The sequence below is a fragment of the uncultured Pontibacter sp. genome (assembly GCF_947495565.1).
In the GTDB taxonomy this organism is placed as follows: Bacteria; Bacteroidota; Bacteroidia; order Cytophagales; family Hymenobacteraceae; genus Pontibacter.
In genome coordinates, this window is sequence record NZ_CANLZM010000019.1 from 1 (window position 1) to 23,043 (window position 23,043).

The window sequence follows — 23,043 nt, forward strand, 5'->3', positions numbered from 1 at the left end:
GGACCTGGCCGACAGGAAAGTGGTCGGCTGGGCGCTGAGTGAGACCATGGAGGCGGAGGCGACCACGGTGGCCGCCTTTCAGATGGCCATCAGAAACAGGCCTGCATTTTATTCCCTTTTGTTTCACTCTGACCGGGGCGTGCAGTACGCCTGCAGTGCCTTTCGGGAGCAGCTGGAGGGGAAACCAGTGCTGCAGAGTATGAGCCGAAAGGGCAGCTGCTGGGACAATGCAGTGACTGAGAGCTTCTTTAAGACGATGAAAACGGAGATGGTCTACCACCACCAATTCACCACCAGGCACGAGGCCCGGCTGGCTGTGTTTGAGTACATTGCGAGTTTCTACAACCGGAAAAGGAGGCATTCAGCACTTGGCTACCTGCCCCCTTGCCAGTATGAAGAATGGTTATACCAACAAGGTATGGCTGCCTAAGATAAAGTCTCCAGTAAACTATTGCAATTCCACTTCGGGAGGTACCTAAAAAATATACAGTCGGTTGCTCTCGGTTGCTTGCCACTGTCCCAAGCCAGACTCTAACCCCTGGCACCCGAATAGCAAAGGCTTTTCAAACCAATCTGCCTCCGCATTTGAGTGTATCAAAATACCTCCAAATTTTGAGATAGTTGATTCACCCCTGGCAGAGACAGATTTGTCGCTACCCCTGGCACGTAGATTCCGGTTTTATTTTGGGTTGGTTCGCGTGTGGTACACTGGCAAATAGCCTGCTTTATGTCAGTAAAGGTTGGTTGAAGCGCAGTGCCAGTATGATAGAGAATCCTGCTAAGGGAGTCCAGGATGAGAGAATTACAGCGTCAAGCTAAAGATTAGGTTTTTCGTTGTCAGGTTTGATTTGTGTCTGACAGCGGTTTGATGGTCCCGGAAATAGTGGGTTTGTTGAGACATCATCAAACCCACTATTTACCATAACGTGTGTTATAGCGCTCCCCTGCAGGACAAGTCGGAGAACGGCAGCAGGAGCCAAGGAAGACTGTGCCAGCAAGAGCTTCTGCCTCACCTGACGCACTCAAAGTGGTGTGTCGCCTTGGCTACAGCCACAGGGGGCAGCCTAAAGCACCCACGCCTTGCCACATCGGCAGCGCCATCACCGGCCCCGTCCATATAAGGCTGCCAGTTCACGATCAGCACCTTCTCCTCGGGCAGGAGCATGTAGCCGTAGTCGTAGCAGAGATGGTAGGTGTTGCCGCGCTGGGTGCGGTACAATCGGGTCAGGTAGCGGAAGTCAAAGCCCGCTAGCTCCAGGTACTGGCGGGGGATGGTGGTCTTGCCCTGCGGGCTGAGCTGGCGGAGGATGCTGCGGTTCCTGCGCAGGGCCGCGTTAACCCGCTGAACCCTTCGCTCGCCCTGGTTTTGCTGCTTTGCCTTGTTGTTTACCAGGTAGCGGCACTGGTCGGAGCAGTAGCGCTTGTCGCTTCTGCCTGCCATTCCTCCACCGCACTCCAGGCATGTCCTGTCCTGTTTCATTGGTAAAGCGTGTTATTACCCGTGTATAAACGGATCTACTTAGGTAATAACACGGGTACGGGAAGAGAAGGTTTTACCTTAGCAGTTGTAACTAGCTCATTTGTCATGGCTTACCCTGCTCAACTACCCGTTCTGTTTCTCAACCCGCTGGACCACGTGGGGAGACGGTTTATCCGCGTCTGGCACAAGCCCAATCCTTTCATATCCAAACGCCTGAAAGAAGCCAACTGGATCCGCTACAGTAAAAGCTATAAGTGCTTTGTGATGCACCGCACCAGTCAAGCCATCGAGATGACGCACCAGCACTTTCAGGGGCTGGCCAAGGTGGATACCAGGTATTTGTACAGGCGCCTGCGGCCTGCGGAAGGGGCTGCGATCCTACAACAGGGCAAGCAACTGGCAGAACCCCTAGAAAAGGTGCCTGTACGTCCCGTGGTGCGCCTGCAGCCCCTGGAGCACCAGGGCAGCAATACGTGCAGCTCAGCTACCCCTACAGCAAGGAGATTTACGCGGTGCTAAAGAAGAGCCAGGTAGCACAGTGGCTTAATTACATGCAGTGCTTTGTGATCAGTACAGAAAGCAGCAGTTTCCACACGCTGCTTACAGAACTGGAGCCTGTAGCCCAGCTGTGGCTGGCGCAGACGATGCAGGTCAAGGACATGTCCCTGCAGGCCAGGCTCTGGGAGCAGAGTTATAGCAAGAGGGATGGTTATATGCCTTGCCCGCTGCCGTACCTTGAGAAGCTGTTTCTCTTGAACTACAGCCTGAGCACCATCCGCACCTACCACAGCCTGCTGCTGCGCTTTCTCGACGCGCATAAGGCAAAGGTACTGGAGGTGATCCATAAGTTCTCAGAGGAAGAGATCAACGCTTACCACCGCCAGATGGTGCAGGCCGGCACCTACTCCGTCTCGTTCGTGAACCAGTCGATCAACGCCGTCAAATTCTATTACCAGCGCGTGCTGCTGCGTCACGAGGTGCAGTTAAACCAGGTGGAGCGGCCAGAGAAGCCCGAGCGCCTTCCCCAGGTGCTCAGCAAGCAGGATGTGTTGAAGATTTTGACGGTGACAGAGAACCTGAAGCACCGCTGCCTGCTGCAGCTCCTTTACGCCGGGGGCTGCGAATAGGGGAGGTGATCAACCTCCGGCTAACGGACGTGCAGTCGGAGCGTAACCTGCTCCTCATACGTGGGGGCAAGGGAAAGAAGGACCGCACCACGCTGCTCTCGCAGAAGCTGCTGGAGAACCTCAGGGCCTACTACAGGGTCTACAGGCCGAAGGTGTGGCTGTTCGAGGGGCAAACGGGCGGCCAGTACACGGTGGAGAGCATCCGCAATGTGTTCCGGGCCAGCAAGGAGAAGGCCGGGGTGAAGGCGCCCGTCACGCCCCACGCGCTGCGCCACTCCTTTGCCACCCACCTGCTCGAGCAGGGAACGGATCTAAGGTACATCCAGGTGCTGCTGGGGCACAGGAGCAGCAAGACCACCGAGATCTACACCCACATCACCACCCATGCCTTGGATAAAATCGTCAACCCGCTGGATAATCTGTAGCATTTTGCTACATTAGCTAAAACATATATGCTTATGCACATAGCCCTCAACAGTACCGGAACCAACCAGCAAGCGAGCCCTAAAGCAAGCTGCAGCAGTTACGTACATAGTGCAGATAAGCGTATATTTTCGTTTATCCAGTAGTTAGCGGTTATTGCATACACGTACCCCACTTCATTAAGGCAGAAAATGTCAATAAATAAGATCCATCACATAGCAGGCCTGACAATAACAGCTTTTGTAGGAATTCATTTATTTAATCACTTGGTGAGCATTGGGGGTGCTGATAGGCATGTTGAAATGATGCATACTCTTCGGCCCTTTTATCGGAACATTTTTGTAGAATCAATTTTATTATTTGCCTTATTTGTCCAAATTGTTTCAGGACTAAAACTTTTTAAAGAAAACAGAAAATCAGCAACTTCGCAATTTGATAAACTACAACTCTGGACAGGACTTTATCTGGCGATTTTTTTCATTATCCATTTAAGTGCTGTTTTTAGTGGACGACATTTTTTGCATCTAGACACCAACTTTTATTTTGGAGCAGCAGGATTAAATTCGCTTCCTTTCAACTTGTTTTTTATACCCTATTACGGCCTTGCCATCGTTTCATTTTTCGGGCACATAGCATCAATTCATAGTAAAAAAATGAAACAGTCAATTTTTGGTTTGTCTCCAAACAAACAATCGTTCGCAATCTTAACTTTTGGAATTATTCTGACCATTGTAATATTTTACGGACTTACAAATCATTTTCAAGGAGTAACGATCCCAAAAGAATACGAAGTTTTAATCGGAAAATAAAAAAACGAACCATTAGTAGTCATTGAAATCGACCTTATTCAATATACAGAAGAACATATGAAATGCAATGGTCAGGTATGCAGCATTCCTGCTAAATCAATCTTAAAAAAAGACTCTAAGTTGTATGACTATACTGACAGTTACCAAAGTTTTTTTTCCGACACTGAAGGGGAAATTGACTCAACAAAAATTGGGATATTGTTTTTTTCAGGCAAGTCTAAATTGGGGAATACACTATTCGCAATAAGAAACAAAATTGTTGGTTTGTTTGGTTTAAAAACATCAGGACAAACAAGTAACAAGCAGAAACTGCTGGACAATTTTAAATGCGTGCCAGGGGATCAACTTGGCCTTTTTAAAGTATATGACAAAACAGAAAACGAAGTTGTATTAGGCGAAGATGACAAACATTTAGATTTCAGGGTTTCATTATTTTTGGACAAACTTCTGGACGACGCAGACAAAAAAAGTTTGACGATAACAACGACAGTAAAATTCAATAACTTCTTCGGGCGCGTTTATTTTTTGATCGTGAGGCCTTTTCATAAACTTATTGTTCAGGCAATGTTAAAAGGCATTCTTAAGCGAATCGAAAATGAAAAGGCAACCAACCGCTAACAAGGGGTTGATAGTATGCCCGGGTTATATGCAGCCGGTTCATTCTACTTTTTAATTACTTTAATGCTGTCCGAGGGTGAAGGGCTATTCACCGGGCACAACTCAAACCCACAACCGTTATGGGCAATAAAAAACCTAAAAAAATGAAGTTAATTATACTTTTGATTCTTGGAATTACAATTTCAAGTTGCAATAAACATTCAAATGACATTACTAATAGCAAAACTGATCCTGTTAAGATTTCAATTGAAAAAAATGCCGATTCTCTGCTTCTTGATCCTAAAATAAATTCAGTTTCAATTGGTATTTATAAAGATGGAAAAATCTATACAGGGCATTTTGGAGAATTGGATAAGGGAATAGGGAATACACCAACAGATGCAACATTATATGAAATTGCTTCTGTTAGCAAATCTTTCACAGGGACTTTGGTCGCTCAAGCAATTCTCGATAAGAAAATCAATTTGAACGATGATATTCGAAAGTATCTTGATGGAGATTTTTCGAACTTAGAATACAATAATAGTCCTATAAAAATAAAGCACCTTATTACGCATACTTCTGGACTTCCGAGATCCTTACCAACAAGTATAGATGCCCTCTTCGACAATATTGATGAGAACCTGCCATTTAAAATATATGAGATAGAAAAAAACTATAGTAAAACTCAATTTTTGGGTGACTTGCAAACTGTAAAAATTGCTACTATACCTGGAACTAGCTTTAACTATTCAAATGCTGATACAGAGGTAATGGCTCACATTTTAGAAAAAGTATATAAAATGACTTATGACCAGTTATTACAAAAATTTATTTGTAAACCAGCTGGAATGAAAGACACTAAAGTGAAATTATCAGCAGAAGAATCAAAAAGGTTAGCAAATGGCTATGGAGAAACTAATAAACTAGTGCCTCATTTCGCAAATACTTTATGGGGAGCAGATGGTGGTATAAAATCAACCACTTCTGATTTAGTAAATTATATGAAGTTTCAGCTTGATAGCACCAATTTAGCAGCAGCAGAATCTCATCAATTGCTTTTTGCTGAAAATGATATACAAATAGGGTACTTGTGGCCAATAATTAATAACGCTGAAGATGGTGTCTACTACAACATTCACGGTGGTGCATTTGGTACACAAAACTACTTTCTGATTATTCCTAAGTATAATTTAGGAGTTTCCATAATTACAAATCAAAGTGGACCTGAAACACAAGACAAACTATGGAATACGATGAAAAACTTACTAACTGACATAAAGAAATTATAAAATCCCATAACATTATATAAAAGCCAGCCTCGGCCGCCGGCCTAGTCCTGAAATAGGTTTACAGAGTGTATCACAATTCCTCCGTGGCTGTTGCACAACTGTCTGCATACAACCGTAAGCATATAGGTTAAACCTTTGGTGGTATGCAGGGTAGGAAGACTTTCAAGGATGAGAAGGAGCTGCACTTCTCGCTCTCGGCGCACGTGCCGGAGCACAACTTTTACTGACAACTCAAGCAGCAGCTGGACCTTTCGTTTCTCTACGAGCTGACGGAGGAACTCTACGGACGTTGTGGCCAGCAGTCCATCGACCCGGTGGTGTTCTTCAAGCTCTGCCTGGTGGGCTACCTGGAGAACATCGCCTCGGACCGGCGCCTGATCGAGCACTGCAGCCTGCGGCTGGACCTGCTCTACTTCCTGGATTATCAGCTCGACGAGCCGCTGCCATGGCACTCCACCCTTTGCCGCACCCGACAGCTTTACCCCGAAGCCCTGTTTGAGTCGCTGTTTGACAAGATCTTCAGCCTGTGCGTGGAGAAGGGCATGGTAAAAGGGGATACACAAGCCATAGACTCAGCCCCGGTCAAGGCCAATGCTTCCATGGAGAGCCTGGTTTTGAAACAAGTTGCCTTGCCTGTAGAAAGTCACCACCTGATAAACAGTGTCGAGAACCCGAAGATGGAGGCTAGTGCCAATCCTTCTTCGGGACAGTTCATCACTGCGCCTGACCACCAACTGAAGCGGTTGGCCAGGCGCCAGCAGCGGCTGAACGAGCGCCCCGCAGGGGCCATCGGATCAACCAATGAGAAAGCCCAGTTGCTGAGCAACAAGACGCACTACTCCCCGCACGATCCCGATGCCCGCATTTCTGTAAAGCCTGGCAAAGCCAGGAAACTGAACTACCACTGCAGCATGGCCGTGGACACGGCCAGAGGTGTCATCTCCCACATCCGTTCGGACTTCGCCGACGGCCGGGACAGCCAGCACCTGCCTTCCCTGGTGACGCAGGTGCAAAGCAGGTTGAAAGCGAATGCGCTGCTGATGCAGGACCTGCTGGCCGATGCCGGCTACTCCAACGGCTCCAACTATTCCATGCTCGAGCAGCAGGGCATCATAGGGTGGATACCAGTGTTCGGAAAGTATAAGCCGGAGATAGAGGGCTTTCCCTATGACAAGGAGGCTGACGAGTACACTTGTCCCATGGGCAAGCCACTGCCATTCAAGGGCTTTGAGCGCAACCTGGACGGCAGGCTGCTGAGAAACTATTGGGCGGCACCCAGTGACTGCCGGCAGTGCATGAACAAGCCCACCTGCGCCCCAAAGGCACGGTGCCGGAAAATCACCCGAACCGCCTATGACGAGCAGTACCAACGGGCATACGCCAGGCAGAACAGCAGGCGCGGCAAGCAGATGAGAAGGCTTCGACAGAGTACGGTGGAGCCGGTGTTCGGGAGCCTGGTGCAGCACTACGGCCTGCGAAGAATCAATGTGCTGGGCAGATCAGGGGCGCATAAGGTCATGCTCCTGGCTGCGGTTGCCTTCAACCTCAAAAAGTACATGAAGTTCAAACCAACCAAGTCGGTAAGTATGGCCATAGCGCTGGATGAGGAGCGGCAACAGTCTTTCTTTAGCAGCTTTTTAAGGTTTAGACCATCACTTCTCCAGTTGAATAATGTAGGCGGGGTTTTAAAAACCTAAATGAAACAAAACCGAGGGCGAGTAAGAGTTGTGCAACAGCTACCCCCGTTTTCTGGTACAGAAGCAATGCACGTGGCAACAGATAGAGCAACAGCCTGCTAAACTGGTATTATAAGTGCTGTAATCAGGTGAATTCATCCCTACAAACAAATCGGAGCCCAATTCCACATATCCGGGGAGAGGTTTCAGGAATGTTCGCTGCTAATGGGTAGCCGCGACATGACACGAGTTTACACAAATGGATGTGGGTAAAAACACGGTTAATGCATCCTATAGGGAAACTTTTGCCATACTTTACTGCTTCCTATATACTTAAGTGCTTTTGACCTCCCGATGAGTTTACCCCAACCCTGCGTCAAACCTGCATCAACGTGCCAAATGGGCGCGCCTGAAATCGCTGTTCGGGAAATGAATACACCCTCTCCTATACAGCCGAGGATGCAAATAGCCAGTCAGACTACAGGGGCTGCTCAGAGCCAAATGTTTTGAGCCTGATCGGGTAGGCAAGGGTTAGGCCTATAAGGGATCCTCTCGCCAGCATTCGGGTGGTGCGGCTTTCCGAATTCATCGAATAATCCACGTCTGCCTGTACCATGTCCCGCAAGCCCCGGCTGTAGTACAGGTTCAGCTCCAGGCGCTCCTTGCCGTTATGCAGGTACTGCATGCCGATGCCGACACGGACCGAGGCTCCCCACCTGCTTCTGATTGTTACCTCCTCGGCCAAGTCGATACTGTTGGAGGATGGTACGCTTGTGCCTAGTTCCATAACCCCGCTGTCAAACGTTGATTTATAGTCGATGTAGTCCAGGCTGGTGCCTGCAATGGCATGAAGCCTGAAATTGAAAAGGTAAAGGTTTCGCTCCCTGTTCAGTGGGAAATAGGTGATGTCCCGAAAAGTATAGAGCGCCTGGAGCGGAAACCGGTGGATGTAGTTGCTCAGGCTGTGCTTTCTTACCGGGCGGGGATACGGGTCATTGAGCAGGTGCTCTGGGATGGAGATCTGATAGCCCCAGCCGATGTTGCCCTTGCTCCACCCTGTCTCCAGGCCCCAGATCTCGCTAAGCTTGAGCTGGAGCGTAACCCCCAAGTTATCGGTGATGTCAAAGTACTTCGGTTTGAAGGTGGAGGCCTTGCCAATGGACCTGTCGTAGCGGGCAAAGGGCACCTGCGCCCCTATATGGGGCTTGATGAACAGCTTCTCCTGGGCCTGAGCCCTGAAGGCAAGCAGGAGCAGAAGAAAAGCGATAAATGCTCTAGTGTAATACATAAGTAAGATATCAGGTCACTTTTGATCTTAGCATCAAAAGTGACCTGATATTGCTAAAGGTCCTTTATTTCAAAAACTCTGGATTCAATCATGTTATTGCCAAAAATAACTGAGTACTGGTAATGATGTAATCCTCTTGTGCTTTCATACACTCTCTTGCTGAGTTCGTTGCTACTTGCTGACAAATATCCCTGGTCATACTGCGAACTTTTGCATTTTGGATCCCACATAGCACTATATTCTAAATGCAGGTTATCCTGTTGAGCAAACCAAACTCCAGAGAATCTGTTTTGGCTTTGCACCTTAGCTTGCAGAGAAAAGTAAACACCAGCTTTTTGGTAAACCACTTTACAGTCTAGCCTTCTGTCAGTGTCATAGTATACCTCAGCCTCATCTTTGTGAGAATCAGCTCCGCTATCATTGCAAAACAGGCCCTATGTGGCTATTCCTGACTCTACTGAACTATCGCCATACATGCCATTCTCAATCATGTCCAAAACATCATCGCTTGTGCTGAACACTCTAATCTTATCATGGCTAGGCTGCGCCTGCTTTAGATTCGCAACAAGGCTTGTCTCGCTGGCGGGTAAGGCATATACTTTTTCTCTTCTTAGATCAATCTTGAATACCCACTCTCCAATCTGTATTATACCTTGCGGTGATACCATTGAGGCGAAGAAATCGTCTTCGAACAGAGATGCTTCATCTACCTCCTGGCTTGACTCAACTTGCTTTTGTAGGGCCACGTTTTTGGAGGAAACGGTCCTTAAAGATTGAAAACCATATTTTTGTTCCCATCTGTTAAGGTGAGTGTCTATGTCCTCACCCTTAGGGACATTGCCTATTTGGTGTATGGCTTGCTCATAGGTGCTCCTGTCTTTGAATATAAGATACCCGTTACTTGTGCTAATGTCTCCCTTTACACTTTCAGCTACAGGATCCGGAGTAACATTAGCCTCATCGCTACAAGATGATACGGCAGCGGTTAAGCTGGCGCATAGGCAGAGCCTGATAAATAGTAGATTTGTTTTCATTTTTTATCTGTTTTAAACATATAACAATATGTAAATATTAAACCTTGAGGATTGAATAAAAAGGAAGAGTAGGGTATAAAAGTAACACCTTCAATTCAAATTAAACTTAGCTGTATGCTACTTAATTAGGCTGTGTCTGATGAATCAAACAGTAGGTGCTGTTGGGTTGTTAGTAGATCATGAGACGATACGAGTTAACTGACGAACAATGGGAGAAGATAGCGCCTTTGCTTCCTGCCAGTGAAGGGCAGCGCGGGGGGCAGTGGAAAGATCATCGCACCGTGCTCAACGGTATGTTCTGGGTGCCGTGCAGCGGGGCTCCCTGGCGCGACCTTCCAGAGCGCTACGGCAACTGGAAGACCGTGTATGACAGATTCAGGCGCTACCGAATAGAAGGCGCTTTCGACCAGATTCTGGACAGGCTTCAGCTGGAGCTGAATGCTGAGGGGCTCATCGACCTGTGCCTGTGGCAGGTTGACTCCACCACCGTGAGAGCACACAGGTCAGCCGCTGGCGCTGGCTTAAAAAGGGGGGCCAGGTAACAGAAGGCGAGCCTGAAAACCACGCACTGGGGCGAAGTAGAGGAGGTTTTACCACTAAAATTCACCTGGTAAGTGACAGCAACAGTCTTCCTCTGGCAGCCGTGTTGAGTTCAGGGGCGGCACATGATGCCGCCTTTTTCCATCCAGCACCGGAACAGGTAAGGATTCCCGTGAAAAGAGGCCGCAAAAGAACCAGGCCTGAGGAAGTGGTCGCAGACAAGGCATACGATGCAGGCTGCCTGAGAAAAGGGCTGGCCCGCAGAGGCATCAAGGGAATGATTCCTGAAAGGCAGTTACGGCCTGGAACCCAGAGAAGAAAAAAAGGACCTCATTATCGCTTCGATGAAGGGACCTGTAAGAAAAGGGCAAGCGTAGAGCAGGCTATCGGCTGGCTCAAAGAATATCGCAGAATTGCTACAAGATATGAAAAGCTAGCTGTCAGTTTCATGGCTATGCTGAAGCTGGCTTTTATTAGATTTTACCTGAAAAAGCATTCATCAGACACAGCCTAGTCTAAAACACACTCATTTTCTATTACTATAATACAGTAGGGTCTTTAAAGTAACATTATGAGTTTTGAATATTTGTAAACACTACCATATGCAATAGTATTAATTCACTGTACTCTCTGCTTCTTCAAGAAAGAACGCCAAACCATTTCCAAATGTGTCGATTAGGACACGTTTGGAAATGGTTTGGCGCAGATCACCACTGGCAATAAACTAGAGCAACGGCAGCAACATCCTCAACAACAAAAGCGCCTGTTCCGGAATAGCAGCAATACCCTGTGGCAGCGCCGTTGCCTTTGACCGCGGCCGGCATATAAACAACTTCATCAAGGTGCTATAAAAGGAGCCGTTGATTTAGGTTTGGTTTCAGTTTGAAAAGCGTTTGAAGCCGCCGCTCATGGCTGTAGAATATGTTGCCCCCTTCCCGTATCAGCAAATGGGGGTATTTTGATACACCGAATTGCGGTGGAAACTGTTTGATTTTGGTTTGAAAAACGTTTGCTCTTCGGGTGCCAGGGGTTTGTAATAGGCCAGTAACCAAGAGCAACGGATAGCAGCCATGGGCACCTTAGAGCAACCGAGAGTAGGTATTTCGGCTGGCTCCCAAGGCTGTATCGGGAAAACGGCGACTGCTTGGGACAATGACAAATAGGTGGAGAGGTTAGGAGCAATAGCCAGCAAGTCAACGAGCACTTTGTATTAGCGCCTTCTTGCAACAGCCGACTTCAGGCTTAGAGCTCATTCAGGCCGGAAGAGGGGGCTTGCCGGTCAACCACTCCAAGGCCGGCCCTTTGCTCGTAAAGTTTCTAATCTGGTAAGAAGCAGATCCGATTCCCAGTACTTCCCCCTGCACCTGGGTAGCCATCTCCTCCAGTTTTGCATTCCCGCTGACAAGGCGGGCGACCTTCTTCAACCGAGTTTCTTTCAGGCTCATTGAGACTTGGTAAATAAGCTTGTTGTACGCTGCGTTACCTACCTCAACAACTGCTTTACTGGAGTCTAGCAGCAAATTCTCAACATGGTAGTTTCTTACATGATCCACCAGTATCTCGAAGCACAACTTGGCTTCACTTAGTTCGGCCGTGCGCATATCTGGCAGAGACACAGAGACTGTGTCTGTAAAGATGTCATACTCAATTTGAAAGAAGCCGTTGGAGAATATCTGCATGCTGCAATTTCGCTAAATTTTCTCAGAAACTGCATGTCGCTCGCTGTGCTGTTGGTTGTACTCATTACGCATGGCGCATGCCCCTTAAGCATCTAGAACAGCCTTTCCCTCAGAAACACCCTTTGTTGAACATAAAAAGGCTTCTAAGGCCGGCTCCCATGAACAGGAGCCGGCCTTGTTAATATTTACACTTGTTATACCTGAATCCCATAAAATCCTCCTTTTGCCTGAGACAATCAAACCAGGGGCAAACACAAATCAAACCTAACAACGAAAGGCCTACTCTTCAGCCCGATGTCGCTGTTTCCTCATCCTGGTCTCCCTCAGCAGGATTCTTTATCGTACTGGCACTGCGCTTTAACTATCCTCTACTGTCATAAAGCAGATTATTTGCAGCGTACCACACGCGCACCAACCCAGAATCAAACCGAAACCAAACCAGCCCCGCCGCTTTTGGACATCCCAGCAAACGACCAAATTCAGAGATAGGTGATTCCCCTCTGGCGGAGACAGATTTGTCGCTACCCCTGGCATGTAGATTCTGGTTTGATTTCGGTTTGATTCTGGGTTGGTTTTCGTTTGGCCTCCGGGTGGATTGTGTTTGGAATCGGCTTGGCTAGGCAGTGCTGCAGGACCATCTATACTTTGTGCTTGTAAAACGGGGTATACTGGGACAAACAAAGGCGGTGGTCAGTCTACGGGTGCCAGAGGCTTGAATTGGGTTTGGGGTAGTGGCCAGCAACCAACAGCAACCGACAGTAGATATTTCGGCTACCTCCCAAAGCTGCATCGGGAAAACCATCCGTTTCCTTAGACACGGGAAAACAGACAAAGGCTTTCCCAATGGTGAGTTTAATCAAGTTGTCTACGCTGGTCTAGCTCTGTGGTGCAGGCAGCTTGATTGTGAAAACAGTGCCCTGGCCCTTTGCACTGTTGACACCAACACGGCCTCCTCCAAGCTCCACAATCCGCTTGACGATATAGAGGCCAAGCCCGGAGCCCTCTGTATGGCCGTGCAGGCGGGTAAATGCACCAAAAAGCCTTTTGCCGTCTTTCTCCAGGTCCATTCCTAATCCATTGTCAGCCACTGTCAGCACAAGGAACCCTTCCTCCCAGCGGCTCTTAATCTCTATTAGTGGCCTGCGGCCGGGATCGCTGTACTTGAGGGCGTTTGACAGGAGGTTGTGCAGCACGCTCCTCAGGTTTGCCTTGGGGTAAAGGAAATTCTCCGGCCTGTCCAGCCTGACGCGCACCTCGGCCTGGGAGGAGTTGAGAAGGCTTTCCAGCGACTCCAGCACCTCTCTTATCGCACCGCGAAGATCCACCGTGGTGGCAGAGGTCTGGGCAGACCGCTGCAGGCGCGCCAGTTCCATCAAGTCAACGAGGGTGGTGGTCATGTTTCTGTGTGATCTCCTGAGGTGCCCGGCAAGCTGCGCGGCATCAGGACTGTCGAGGCTCCCGGTCTCGGCGAGCTCCTCCAACAGCTGGCCCATGTTCACCAGGGGCAGCTTCAGGTCATGGCCGATCATGTGCACAAACCTGTCCAGGTCCTGGTTGGTAAGCTCCAGCGCCTGCTTCTGACTCTCCAGCAGCCTCTCCGTGTGCTTTTTTTCCTCAATGTCGGTGCAGGTGCCGTACCACTGCACAATTTTCCCCGTCTCATCTCGCAGCGGCAGGGCCCGGGCCAGAAACCAGCGCCACACCCCGTCCGCGGCACGCTTGAAGCGGTACTCAATCTCATAAGGCTTCCCCGTCTCCAGGGAGTGCCCCCACACGAGCCGCGCCCGCTCCCGGTCCTCGGGGTGGAGCAGGTTGTTCCACATCTCGGTGCCCAGGCTGCTCTCCACATCGTAGCCGGTGTACTCCACCCACCGCTGATTAAAGTAATTATGGAAACCCTCTGCGTCGGTGCGCCACACCATGTGCGGCACCACATCGGCTAGAAACTCAAACGCTTTTTTCTCCTCCTGCAACAAGGCCTGCGCCTCCTCCTGCTCGTGCGTGTCTACCGTGGCGCCCATCCAAAAATCAATTTCGCCCGCTTCGTCCTTGACAGGCGAGGCATAGGCATGGAACCATCGGTAAGGCGCCTGTTTGTGCGCCCGCCACCGTAGTTTCACGCTGTAGGGGGTGCCTGTGGCAAGACTTTCCGCCCACAGATCCACAGTGCCTCTGCTGTCCTCCGGGTGCATTAGCTCCCCCCACTGCTCCAGCGTCCAGTCCTCGTCTGAGTTGTTGAAATAGTCCCACCAGCGCCTGTTATAGTAGGTGTAGGCTCCGTCCTGGTTTGCCGCCCATGCCATGATGGGCAGTGCGTCCAGCATCTCGCGCAGCTTGTCGCCGCTGGCCTTGAGCGCTAGCCTCTCCTTGTTTTGCTCATGCACGTCCGTGCTCACCCCAATGCGGCTTACCACTTGCCCGTTCTCATCCGTAACAGAGATGGAGCGCAAAGAATACCACCGGTAGTCGTCCCCGTTTGACTCCCTTGCTTTCAGCCTGAAGACAACCTGATTGCCATTCTGCCCGGAGGCCAGACGGTCTCTGTCCTCGGGGTGGACAAGTCCAAGCGCCTCCCCCTTCTGTGCCTGTTGGAGCGACATGCCGGTTAGGTCCCGGAAAGCCTGGTTCACGTAAGTGAGGTTCCCTTCGCCATCGGCTATCCAAACGATGCCGGGCAGGCTGTTGAGCAGCTGATGCAGCCTGTCTGCCTCCTGCTGCAGGCGATACTGCTCCCGCTGGTCTGCAGCATCCTCCACGGTCAGCAACAGGCACCCCTGTGCCTGCGCAAGCGGCTTGCAGGAAACGCGCCAGCAAAAAGCCTCTTCAGGCCCAACTAACTCTTTTTTCAGTGCTCCGGAGACAAGTCGGCTCACCTGATCACCGGTGTAGATGGCTTCTTTGGCTATGTCCTGTAAGTTAAAACGATATTCTTCCAAGCCCCTAGGCAGCTCCCCTGTTAACGGACATCCCTCCAGTTGCTTCTTGTCTACCCCGATCAGCCGGGCGTACCCTTCGCTGGCAAAGAGCACCTGCAGATCAGGTGTGAAAGCCAGGAAGTTTCCGGGCAGGTTGTGCAGCAAAACGGCCGCAAAGGAATTATTCATGTAAGTAGGGCTGCTTGTATTTCTCTTCCAGTGGAAGTGGAGTGTTATAACCTGCAAAATTAAAAAAAAATTGACATCCATTTAATGACTTCAATCACTTTCTATAATAAATTATAATGATAAAATGCAATGCGCAGTTTTTTTATTGTATTTTGAGGCTGTCACTCCTCTTTACACTTTGACGTGCTGTATCAGGCTGAAGAGTCAGATAGCCTAATTTCTTACGCTGCAGGTTTGAGTGGCAGATCCAGGCAACCTGCAGCTGGCCTTCAAGTAACATCTTCTATTACTTGTAGGATCTGGTGCGCAAAGAATGAAAAGAGTTTGGCGTCGCCGTTAAAGTACCAACTATTGTATGCTCGTCAAGATAACTATGGGATCTGTTATCCAATAATAAGAATTGCGGCGAATCCTGTGAGTACATCTAAAAATTTGTTTCATTATTCTCTCCTATTCCGGGACAAGATCAAGCATAAGCAAGCACGGGTAAGCAGGATCAAGCATAGGAAATGGGTAGTATACGGGTGTAATTCTGCTTTAATCTCATGCAATCACCCCTTTATCGGTACAAGAACAAGCGTGGGCAGGCAGAAGCGACACCTGGATTGACTTTCAAAACCTGTACCAGAAAACGGGGGAATTGTGAGACAGTGGCTTATAGTTGTAATTCCGCCATTCATAACTCAAGGACTTCAGAGTTACTTCCGAATCTAAACCTTTGCCGTAGCGTAAGATTTGATAAACTGAAACTACAATGGAATGGGATCTACGCCCAAAGCAGAAAGCCCCCTTTATTCTTACATTAAGCAGTGAGAAAGGGGCAAGCTAGCTGCCACACCAGCTCTGACCAATCTATACCTTAGTTTCAGCTCCTCCGGCTATCCCATCGTTGAGCTGCTACATAAACAGGCAACGAAATCATAAAGGTGCTCCCGCCCCCAAGCTCACTCTCTACCCAAATATTGCCGCTCTGCGACTGAATGAACTCCTGGGAAATAGAGAGTCCCAAACCGGAGCCGCCCTTGTACTGCTCCTTGCCCGGTATCTGCACGAACTTATGAAATATCTTGTCGTGGTTAGATAGATCAATCCCCGGACCGTTGTCGCGTACCTTGATAAGCACCTCATGCTCTTTGTCCTCCGTGGAGATGGTGATCACGTCACCCTCCGGAGAGTAGCGCACAGCATTGCTGAGCAGGTTAACAAGTACCCACGTTGTCTTCTCGACATCAGCCAGAACATCTGTCAGATGATTCTCAATCAGCACCTCCAAGCGCAGCTGCTTTGGCAATAATTGAAGGTTTATCACCTCTTCAGCGTAATGGATGATATCTGCCACGTTTGCCTGCTGCACATTCAGTTGAATTTTCCCAGACTCCAGCCGCGACACATCTATCAGTTCCCCTACCATTTTCTGCAGTCTAGAGGTCTCTTGCTTGAGCGTCTTAATTAGGTTACGCTGCTCTGCGTTCGTCTCTCCTACACGCTCGTCCTCCAGCAGTTTTAAGCTATAGCCGATAGAGGCCAGTGGTGTTTTCAGCTCATGTGATACGGTGGCTAGAAAGTTCGACTTGGCTTGGTCCAGTCGTTTGAAGTCGCTTACATTACGCAGCGAGATGACATAGCCTGAAAGCTCACGCTGCTCTTTCAACTCGTTGTAAGCTACAATCTCTAAGATACTTTTACGGTAGAAAACTTCTTCGCCATCCACCGTCAATGTCAGCACATGGTCATCAGCGGTTCGGCCAATCATGATGTCTTTTACCAACTCCCGGTACAGGTCATTTTCATTTTCCAGCTCCTGCGATTGGCGCCCGACAAGTTTTTTTCGCTCCAGCCCCAGCAGATCACACGCCACGGGATTGGCCTCTATTACCAGCAGGTTGTAGTCCAACAGCAGAATGCCTTCATCCAGGTTTTGAACCAGCAGTTCTATACGCTTCTTCTCCATCAGCAACTCGTTCAGGTTCGAGAACTCGAACTCCTTCAGTTTCTTTAGCATGCTATTGTATACCTTGGCTACGCGGCTAAATTCATCGCCCCCCTTAGTAGACAACTGCTGCGTAAAGTCCTTCCGGGAAGCGGCTTGAATGGAGTCCACAATTCTATTAATTGGCTTGGTGATAGCGGCAGGGACAGTTAGAAGAAAGCCAAGTGTGAGCAGCATGGCTACTGTCAGCGCAATCAAGGTGTACACCCTGGTCTGCTGTGCGATCTGCTGCGCACGGTCGCTCTTAGCGATCATGGCATCCATGTTCATGTTGAGCATCTGGTCCAGTTGGTCCCGGAGCAGGCGATAACGGGGCAAAAGCTCTATATAGTAAACGCTTTCATCCAAAGAACCCTTCAATAGCAGTGCGCTATAGTTCTGAAAGCCTTCCGCTATGTCTTCAACCAGCTCGCCCTCGCCAGGTTCGGTGATGTTTCCCTGCTCCTTTCGCAGGTTTTCCTCAAACACCTTGACGTTCTCGCGGATGATAGCAGTATTTACATCGGGGGTTACACCAGAAAAGAGCAACTGCTGTTTGGCAGCCTGCATTTTATCGAGCGAGGAAATCATGCGTTTACCCAGCTGTAAGGTATAGAGGTTGTCCTTTAGGATATTGCTGGCGGCATTATCCAGCTTGTTTACATTAATCACTGAATACACGCCAATGGCCAATAGTACAACCAGTATGGTCAGATACCCGAGGGTGATCTTTGTTTTTAATTTCATGACTTTAGATTAATGTTCAACTGAAGCTGGTTTGCTTTACACACATGCTTATACACTTACCAAGAAGATATCCAAGTCTAGCTCGGAATTGGAGATAGTGCGGATTATGTGGCGTGTCTGGCTTACTTTAAACCAATCGCCAAAAGTTTTTCGTCCTGTTACCCCACAGATAAGCAGAGTTGCTTGCTTCTCACGGGCAACCTCTAGCACCTCGTTCGCGACATTATTCCCTTTCAATCGGATTATCTGAGCGCCCAATTGCGTTGCCAGCTGCAGGTTATTGATCAGGTGCCTCTGTTTGGCTAAACCAATGGTGTCAGTACTTTCCTCCGGCGTCTGCACATACACCACGTACCACTTGGCCCGGAAGCGGTCGGCTAGGCGGGAGGTTTTCCGGATAATTTCCTTTGCCGCTTTCTCGTTGGTGTTAATACAGGCCACCAGCTTGTCAAGGTTCTTGCGCGAAGCCGCTTCCACCTCTAAATCAATCCGCTGCATCAGATGATTAGACACTTCCCTCAGGGCCATCTCACGCAGTTGTAGGAGATTATCTTTCTGAAAAAAGTTTTTCAAGGCCGCCTCCACTTTCACCTTGTCATAAATCTTTCCCTCTTTCAGCCTGTCCAGCAATTCCTGAATCGTCAGGTCGATATTCACGATTTCGTCAGTGGCTTTTACCACCTTGTCCGGCACCCGCTCCGACACCTCTACCCCCGTTACCTTCTCGATCTGGTAGTTCAGGCTTTCGATGTGCTGGATGTTCACGGCACTGATCACGCTGATACCCGCATTGATGAGTTGCTCCACGTCCTGCCAGCGCTTTTCATTTGCAGACCCCGGCACATTGGTATGCGCTAGTTCATCCACGATCACCACCTCGGGCCGGCGCTGCAGCACGGCCTGCAGGTCGAGCTCCTCCAGCATGCGCCCTTTATAGAAAATGGACTTGCGCCGCATAATAGGCAGGCCTTCCTGCTGCGCAACCGTCTCTTCCCTGCCATGCGTCTCCACATACCCTACCACCACATCCACCCCATGCGCCAGCAGTTCCCGGGTTTCCTGCAGCATGCGGTAGGTTTTGCCTACCCCGGCCGCCAAGCCAATGTACAGCTTAAAGCGCCCCTTCTTCGAGTCCTGCAGGAGACGGAGGAAACGCTCTGCTGACTTACTGTTACTGTCTTCTTCTCTGCTGCTCATAATTCACCTTCTAAAGCCTGCCCCTTAGGCAGGAAAAGTATAGGCAGGTGCGTGCACCTGCCTATACTAATTTAGAACTTAAAGGCCAAAGAAGTGACCAGTAAAAGGTTTTTGTCTTTTGTACCTTCTTCCCCAACAAAGATCATGTCCTGAGAGTCGTAGCCTCGGGCTTCAAAACGCCACATTAAGTTTGGCGCGGGAATATAGTCAAAATTAAGAGAGGCACTGGAGGTCTGGAAACCGTTTGATGTGTCGGTGGTGATTATAATCTGATTTTTGTCATTGTAATGCTCCACACGGCCCGCCATAGCCAACCTGTCACTCAACTGGTAACGCGCCAGTAACAATCCTGCATACCAGTTTCCCTTTTGGTCGCTTCCAAAAAGTTCCTGACGCCCATAGTCAACGCTAGCGGCTATGTTAAACCTGTCTGAGAAGGTATAGCCCGCGTAGAAATTGTGAAAATAGCGGCGCTTTGGATCCAACTCCGCAGGAGCCTCGTTGCCGTAATAATTGTTGTAGCTTAGCTCAAGCTTATCTGTAGGCGTATAGCTGATTCCGAATCCCAGCGACTTGGCGTCGTTTGTCTCCTGAATATTCTGCCAGCCGTTAAGTACAAGGAACTTCATGGTCACCTTGTCCGACACCTCGGCCGTAAGCCGTGCACCTGTTTCAAAGTAGGGGGAGTTTTCCGCCATCAAGGCACGGGTATAGATTTCATTGTCGATGGAGAAGGTGCTTTCGTAGCCGATGTGCGAAGGCAGAATGCCTACGTCCAACCATACGCCCTCTGCCAATCTAACACCTGCGTTAGCCTGTGCAATAAGCCGCGTAAGCTCGTTAGGCTCTGCGGCATAATTGGACTGTACATAAGTACCTGTGTGTAGGGCCAGCGTGGCCCGCACCTTGTCCGTAGCGTAATCGGCCTGCAGGAAACCCCAGTTCAGGTTAAACTCATTGTGGCGGAAAGCCTGTGTGGTATAGAGACGGTCTTTTTCGTAGGGCTTCGAGAAGTCATAGGCGTAGTACACATCCACACCGCCACTTATTTTAAAAGGTTTGTTCGCTTCCTGCAGGCCAAGCGTATCCACAGTTTGCGCATTTGCCGCGAAGGTGATCAACAGGTAAAGGGCTAAAAGTGTTCCGAATAGGTATTTCATTTTATTTAAGATTATAAGTACAGCCTTTGTTCTTGTAATTATGGCTGTATTATGTTGATGATTTTTTTATGTAGTTATCGCTGTGTATCCAATTGATCCAGCGCCACGTTGAGCTTCAGCACATTTACTTTCTCCGGCCCAAGTACACCTATAAGAGGCGCCTCCACCTGCTCTTGCACTAGTGCTCTTACCTGCTCTACCGGCAGGTTGCGCACGTGGGCAACACGCTCTACCTGCACCAGCGCGCCCTGTGGTGAGAGGTGCGGGTCCAAGCCGCTACCAGAGGCTGTCACTAACTCCGCAGGCACTTCCTCCCGCTTCACAGTCGGGTTCTTCTCCAGGAAGGCGTCGATTCTGCCCTGTACCTCAGCCAGGTGCTCCGGGTTCGACGGTCCGTGATTCGAACCGCCAGAGCCGCCGCCATCATACTCCACGGCTGAGGGTCGGCTGTAAAAATAGCGGTCTTCCGTGAAGGACTGCCCCACGTTCTCAAATCCCACCGCGCGGCCGTTAGATTCTACTATCTTACCCTCGCCACCGTTCGGAGCCGCCACTTTGGAGATGGCCCAGATACTGAGCGGGTAGAGGAACACGAAGAAACCAATGCACAATATGGTTAGGATCAAGCTTTGTTTCAGGATGCCTCCTGTACCCTTTCTTCCGGGTACAGGGCGCTGGATCAGTCTTTCTTGCGGGTGCTTTTCTTTTACTTTGGGTTCCATAATGGATAATTTCAGATATTTCTACTTCTTATTAAGAGGTATCCGGTCTTATAGTCTCGGATCTTTTGTTAACTATTTAATCTCTATTAGCCCAACCCCATTACCACCAGCAGCATATCAATGGCCTTGATGCCTACGAATGGGACGAGTACTCCGCCTAAACCATAGATGAGCAGGTTGCGGCGCAAGAGAGCACTCGCCCCGATCGGTTTATAGGCAACACCACGCAGTGCCAGCGGAATCAGGATTGGGATGATGATGGCGTTAAAGATGACCGCTGATAGCATAGCCGACTGCGGACTGGCCAAATTCATGACGTTAAGTCCTTGAAGATCAGGTATAAATGCAATAAACAAGGCAGGCACGATGGCGAAATACTTGGCCACGTCGTTGGCGATGGAGAAAGTAGTGAGTGTACCGCGCGTGATGAGCAGCTGTTTGCCGATCTCCACTACCTCAATCAGTTTGGTAGGGTCGTTGTCTAGGTCCACCATGTTACCGGCCTCTTTGGCCGCCTGCGTACCCGAGTTCATGGCCACGCCCACATCGGCCTGGGCCAAGGCTGGGGCATCGTTTGTACCGTCACCCATCATGGCTACCAGCTTACCGCTGGCTTGCTCTTTTCGGATGTAGTTGAGCTTATCCTCTGGAGTGGCCTCCGCGATAAAGTCATCCACTCCTGCTTTCTCGGCAATAAACTTTGCCGTCAGCGGGTTATCACCTGTCACCATCACCGTTTTTACACCCATCTTGCGCAGGCGCTCAAAGCGCTCCTGTATGCCGGGTTTGATAATATCCTCCAGCTGAATCACGCCTTTCACTTCTTCGTTCTCCGCTACCACTAGCGGCGTACCGCCGTTGGCGGCGATATTTTCGATTGTTTCAGTCACATTCGGATGAAAGAAGTTCCCGGCATTTTCCGACATTTTCCTAATAGCGTCGAATGCTCCTTTGCGGATGCGGGTGCCGTCTAGGAGGTTGATGCCGCTGGAGCGGGTCTCAGCGGTAAACTTAATAAACTCTACTTGGCGCATGTCCGGCTGGGGCTCACTTACTCTCTGCTCCTGCGCCAGCTCTACAATGGATTTCCCCTCAGGCGTTTCATCCGCCAGAGAGCTCAGCACAGCCATACGGGTGAAAGCATCTTTATCCACGCCCGGCGCTGGATGGAACTTGGTGGCCTTGCGGTTACCGATGGTGATGGTACCTGTTTTATCGAGTAGTAGCACGTCAATATCACCAGCGGTCTCCACTGCTTTACCTGATTTGGTAATAACATTGGCTCGTAGCGCCCGGTCCATCCCCGCTATACCTATCGCCGAAAGCAAGCCCCCGATCGTTGTCGGGATCAAACACACAAACAGCGCGATAAGTGCAGCGATCGTAAGCGGTGCGTTCGCATAATCCGCAAAAGGCTTCAGCGTGACGCATACCAGCAGGAACGTCATGGTAAAGCCTGCCAGCAGGATGGTCAAGGCAATTTCGTTAGGTGTTTTCTGACGGCTGGCACCCTCAACCAAGGCAATCATTTTGTCCAGGAATGATTCGCCTGGGGCAGTTGTCACCAATACCTTAATCTGGTCGGACAGCACCTTGGTACCTCCTGTTACGGAAGATCTGTCGCCGCCTGCCTCCCGTATCACTGGTGCTGACTCGCCTGTAATAGCCGATTCATCGATCGATGCAAGACCTTCAACAATTTCGCCGTCCGTTGGGATGACCTCCCCTGCTGTCACGACAAACACATCGCCTTTGTTGAGTTGGGAGGAGCTGATCTGCTGAACGTTTCCTTTACTGTCAATCACATTAGCAGGTGTTTCCTCGCGCGTTTTGCGCAGCGAATCAGCTTGGGCCTTGCCCCGCGCCTCGGCAATGGCCTCGGCAAAGTTGGCGAAGAGCAGGGTAAGTAGCAGGATCAGGAAGATGGTGACGTTGTAGCCCAAGCCTCCCTGTGAAGTGTCGCCTGAAAAGAGCAGGTATAGCGTTACCAGCAGCATCACGAACGTACCCAGCTCTACCGTGAACATCACGGGGTTTTTGATCATTTGCCTTGGATCGAGTTTAACGAAGGACTCCACTAGCGCCTGTTTTACCAGCGGTCCCTCAAACAATCCGGTTACTTGATTTTTAGTTGTCATTTTTTTAGTATTTAAGACGCAGACACAAAAGGTGTTGCCACATTCGGGCAGGTGGCGTGCT

At 49.6% G+C, this 23,043-nt stretch carries 19 protein-coding genes; 9 read left to right on the plus strand and 10 right to left on the minus strand.

Features of this window, described 5'->3' with window-relative positions; genetic code table 11:
• On the plus strand, nucleotides 1-430 hold a 430-nt coding region (locus Q1B04_RS18520; RefSeq protein ID WP_299761876.1), incomplete at its 5' end, for an IS3 family transposase.
• A 579-nt stretch (nucleotides 431-1,009) separates the two neighbouring features.
• Here the strand turns inward: Q1B04_RS18520 and Q1B04_RS18525 are convergent.
• On the minus strand, nucleotides 1,010-1,480 hold the full coding sequence (locus tag Q1B04_RS18525) for a hypothetical protein (RefSeq protein ID WP_299761879.1): 471 nt from the start codon (nucleotides 1,478-1,480) through the stop codon (nucleotides 1,010-1,012).
• A gap of 105 nt (nucleotides 1,481-1,585) precedes the next feature.
• Here Q1B04_RS18525 and Q1B04_RS18530 point away from each other — a divergent pair, with 105 nt between their 5' ends.
• The 7 genes from Q1B04_RS18530 (at nucleotide 1,586) to Q1B04_RS18560 (ending at nucleotide 7,425) form a co-directional block, all read left to right on the plus strand.
• Nucleotides 1,586-1,999, plus strand: a complete 414-nt coding sequence (locus tag Q1B04_RS18530) for a hypothetical protein (protein ID WP_299761881.1) — start codon at nucleotides 1,586-1,588, stop codon at nucleotides 1,997-1,999.
• Complete coding sequence (locus tag Q1B04_RS18535) at nucleotides 1,954-2,607, plus strand: phage integrase N-terminal SAM-like domain-containing protein (RefSeq protein ID WP_299761884.1); 654 nt, start codon at nucleotides 1,954-1,956, stop codon at nucleotides 2,605-2,607. The genes Q1B04_RS18530 and Q1B04_RS18535 overlap by 46 nt, the downstream gene beginning before the upstream one ends.
• A gap of 29 nt (nucleotides 2,608-2,636) precedes the next feature.
• A complete protein-coding gene (locus Q1B04_RS18540; protein WP_299761887.1) occupies nucleotides 2,637-3,032 on the plus strand; it encodes a tyrosine-type recombinase/integrase in 396 nt (131 codons plus the stop codon).
• 189 nt (nucleotides 3,033-3,221) lie between these two features.
• Entirely contained in the window at nucleotides 3,222-3,839 is a 618-nt protein-coding gene (locus Q1B04_RS18545) for a hypothetical protein (RefSeq protein ID WP_299761890.1), read from the plus strand.
• Nucleotides 3,840-3,896: 57 nt separating this feature from the next.
• On the plus strand, nucleotides 3,897-4,457 hold the full coding sequence (locus tag Q1B04_RS18550; protein WP_299761893.1) for a DUF2867 domain-containing protein: 561 nt from the start codon (nucleotides 3,897-3,899) through the stop codon (nucleotides 4,455-4,457).
• Between the two features lie 119 nt (nucleotides 4,458-4,576).
• The gene (locus tag Q1B04_RS18555; protein WP_299761897.1) at nucleotides 4,577-5,728 is read left to right on the plus strand and encodes a serine hydrolase domain-containing protein; all 1,152 of its coding nucleotides are present in this window, start codon (nucleotides 4,577-4,579) and stop codon (nucleotides 5,726-5,728) included.
• Between the two features lie 242 nt (nucleotides 5,729-5,970).
• Complete coding sequence (locus Q1B04_RS18560) at nucleotides 5,971-7,425, plus strand: IS1182 family transposase (protein WP_299761997.1); 1,455 nt, start codon at nucleotides 5,971-5,973, stop codon at nucleotides 7,423-7,425.
• Between the two features lie 457 nt (nucleotides 7,426-7,882).
• On the opposite strand, the gene Q1B04_RS18565 is transcribed toward Q1B04_RS18560, so the two are convergent.
• Both Q1B04_RS18565 and Q1B04_RS18570 read right to left on the minus strand, forming a co-directional pair.
• Nucleotides 7,883-8,692, minus strand: a complete 810-nt coding sequence (locus tag Q1B04_RS18565) for a hypothetical protein (RefSeq protein ID WP_299761900.1) — start codon at nucleotides 8,690-8,692, stop codon at nucleotides 7,883-7,885.
• Between the two features lie 434 nt (nucleotides 8,693-9,126).
• Entirely contained in the window at nucleotides 9,127-9,438 is a 312-nt protein-coding gene (locus Q1B04_RS18570; protein ID WP_299761903.1) for a hypothetical protein, read from the minus strand.
• A 464-nt stretch (nucleotides 9,439-9,902) separates the two neighbouring features.
• On the opposite strand from Q1B04_RS18570, the gene Q1B04_RS18575 reads away from it, so the two are divergent.
• A protein-coding gene (locus Q1B04_RS18575) for an IS5 family transposase (RefSeq protein ID WP_299762000.1) occupies nucleotides 9,903-10,780 on the plus strand; the annotation gives its coding sequence in 2 pieces (ribosomal slippage) (nucleotides 9,903-10,244 and nucleotides 10,247-10,780; 876 coding nt in all).
• A gap of 739 nt (nucleotides 10,781-11,519) precedes the next feature.
• On the opposite strand, the gene Q1B04_RS18580 is transcribed toward Q1B04_RS18575, so the two are convergent.
• From Q1B04_RS18580 to kdpB, 7 genes are all read right to left on the minus strand, one after another.
• Nucleotides 11,520-11,945, minus strand: a complete 426-nt coding sequence (locus Q1B04_RS18580) for a hypothetical protein (RefSeq protein WP_299761906.1) — start codon at nucleotides 11,943-11,945, stop codon at nucleotides 11,520-11,522.
• 875 nt (nucleotides 11,946-12,820) lie between these two features.
• On the minus strand, nucleotides 12,821-15,049 hold the full coding sequence (locus tag Q1B04_RS18585) for a PAS domain-containing sensor histidine kinase (RefSeq protein WP_299761908.1): 2,229 nt from the start codon (nucleotides 15,047-15,049) through the stop codon (nucleotides 12,821-12,823).
• Between the two features lie 865 nt (nucleotides 15,050-15,914).
• The gene (locus Q1B04_RS18590; protein ID WP_299761911.1) at nucleotides 15,915-17,765 is read right to left on the minus strand and encodes an ATP-binding protein; all 1,851 of its coding nucleotides are present in this window, start codon (nucleotides 17,763-17,765) and stop codon (nucleotides 15,915-15,917) included.
• Between the two features lie 48 nt (nucleotides 17,766-17,813).
• Entirely contained in the window at nucleotides 17,814-18,962 is a 1,149-nt protein-coding gene (locus tag Q1B04_RS18595; RefSeq protein WP_299761915.1) for a universal stress protein, read from the minus strand.
• 71 nt (nucleotides 18,963-19,033) lie between these two features.
• Nucleotides 19,034-20,122, minus strand: coding sequence for a porin (locus Q1B04_RS18600; RefSeq protein ID WP_299761918.1), 1,089 nt, complete (start codon nucleotides 20,120-20,122; stop codon nucleotides 19,034-19,036).
• Nucleotides 20,123-20,196: 74 nt separating this feature from the next.
• Entirely contained in the window at nucleotides 20,197-20,844 is a 648-nt protein-coding gene (locus tag Q1B04_RS18605) for a K(+)-transporting ATPase subunit C (protein WP_299761921.1), read from the minus strand.
• Nucleotides 20,845-20,930: 86 nt separating this feature from the next.
• Nucleotides 20,931-22,982: a potassium-transporting ATPase subunit KdpB gene (gene kdpB, locus Q1B04_RS18610; RefSeq protein ID WP_299761924.1), complete on the minus strand. Its 2,052-nt coding sequence runs from the start codon at nucleotides 22,980-22,982 to the stop codon at nucleotides 20,931-20,933.
• Between the last annotated feature and the right edge of the window lie 61 nt (nucleotides 22,983-23,043).

Coding starts and splice junctions, on each gene's coding strand:
- Q1B04_RS18530 (WP_299761881.1), top strand. CDS start 1,586: ATGGCTTACCCTGCTCAACTACCCGTTCTGTTTCTCAACCCGCTGGAC.
- Q1B04_RS18525 (WP_299761879.1), bottom strand. CDS start 1,480: ATGAAACAGGACAGGACATGCCTGGAGTGCGGTGGAGGAATGGCAGGC.
- Q1B04_RS18595 (WP_299761915.1), bottom strand. CDS start 18,962: ATGAGCAGCAGAGAAGAAGACAGTAACAGTAAGTCAGCAGAGCGTTTC.
- Q1B04_RS18605 (WP_299761921.1), bottom strand. CDS start 20,844: ATGGAACCCAAAGTAAAAGAAAAGCACCCGCAAGAAAGACTGATCCAG.
- Q1B04_RS18600 (WP_299761918.1), bottom strand. CDS start 20,122: ATGAAATACCTATTCGGAACACTTTTAGCCCTTTACCTGTTGATCACC.
- Q1B04_RS18585 (WP_299761908.1), bottom strand. CDS start 15,049: ATGAATAATTCCTTTGCGGCCGTTTTGCTGCACAACCTGCCCGGAAAC.
- kdpB (WP_299761924.1), bottom strand. CDS start 22,982: ATGACAACTAAAAATCAAGTAACCGGATTGTTTGAGGGACCGCTGGTA.
- Q1B04_RS18590 (WP_299761911.1), bottom strand. CDS start 17,765: ATGAAATTAAAAACAAAGATCACCCTCGGGTATCTGACCATACTGGTT.
- Q1B04_RS18555 (WP_299761897.1), top strand. CDS start 4,577: ATGGGCAATAAAAAACCTAAAAAAATGAAGTTAATTATACTTTTGATT.
- Q1B04_RS18565 (WP_299761900.1), bottom strand. CDS start 8,692: ATGTATTACACTAGAGCATTTATCGCTTTTCTTCTGCTCCTGCTTGCC.
- Q1B04_RS18580 (WP_299761906.1), bottom strand. CDS start 11,945: ATGCAGATATTCTCCAACGGCTTCTTTCAAATTGAGTATGACATCTTT.
- Q1B04_RS18545 (WP_299761890.1), top strand. CDS start 3,222: ATGTCAATAAATAAGATCCATCACATAGCAGGCCTGACAATAACAGCT.
- Q1B04_RS18550 (WP_299761893.1), top strand. CDS start 3,897: ATGAAATGCAATGGTCAGGTATGCAGCATTCCTGCTAAATCAATCTTA.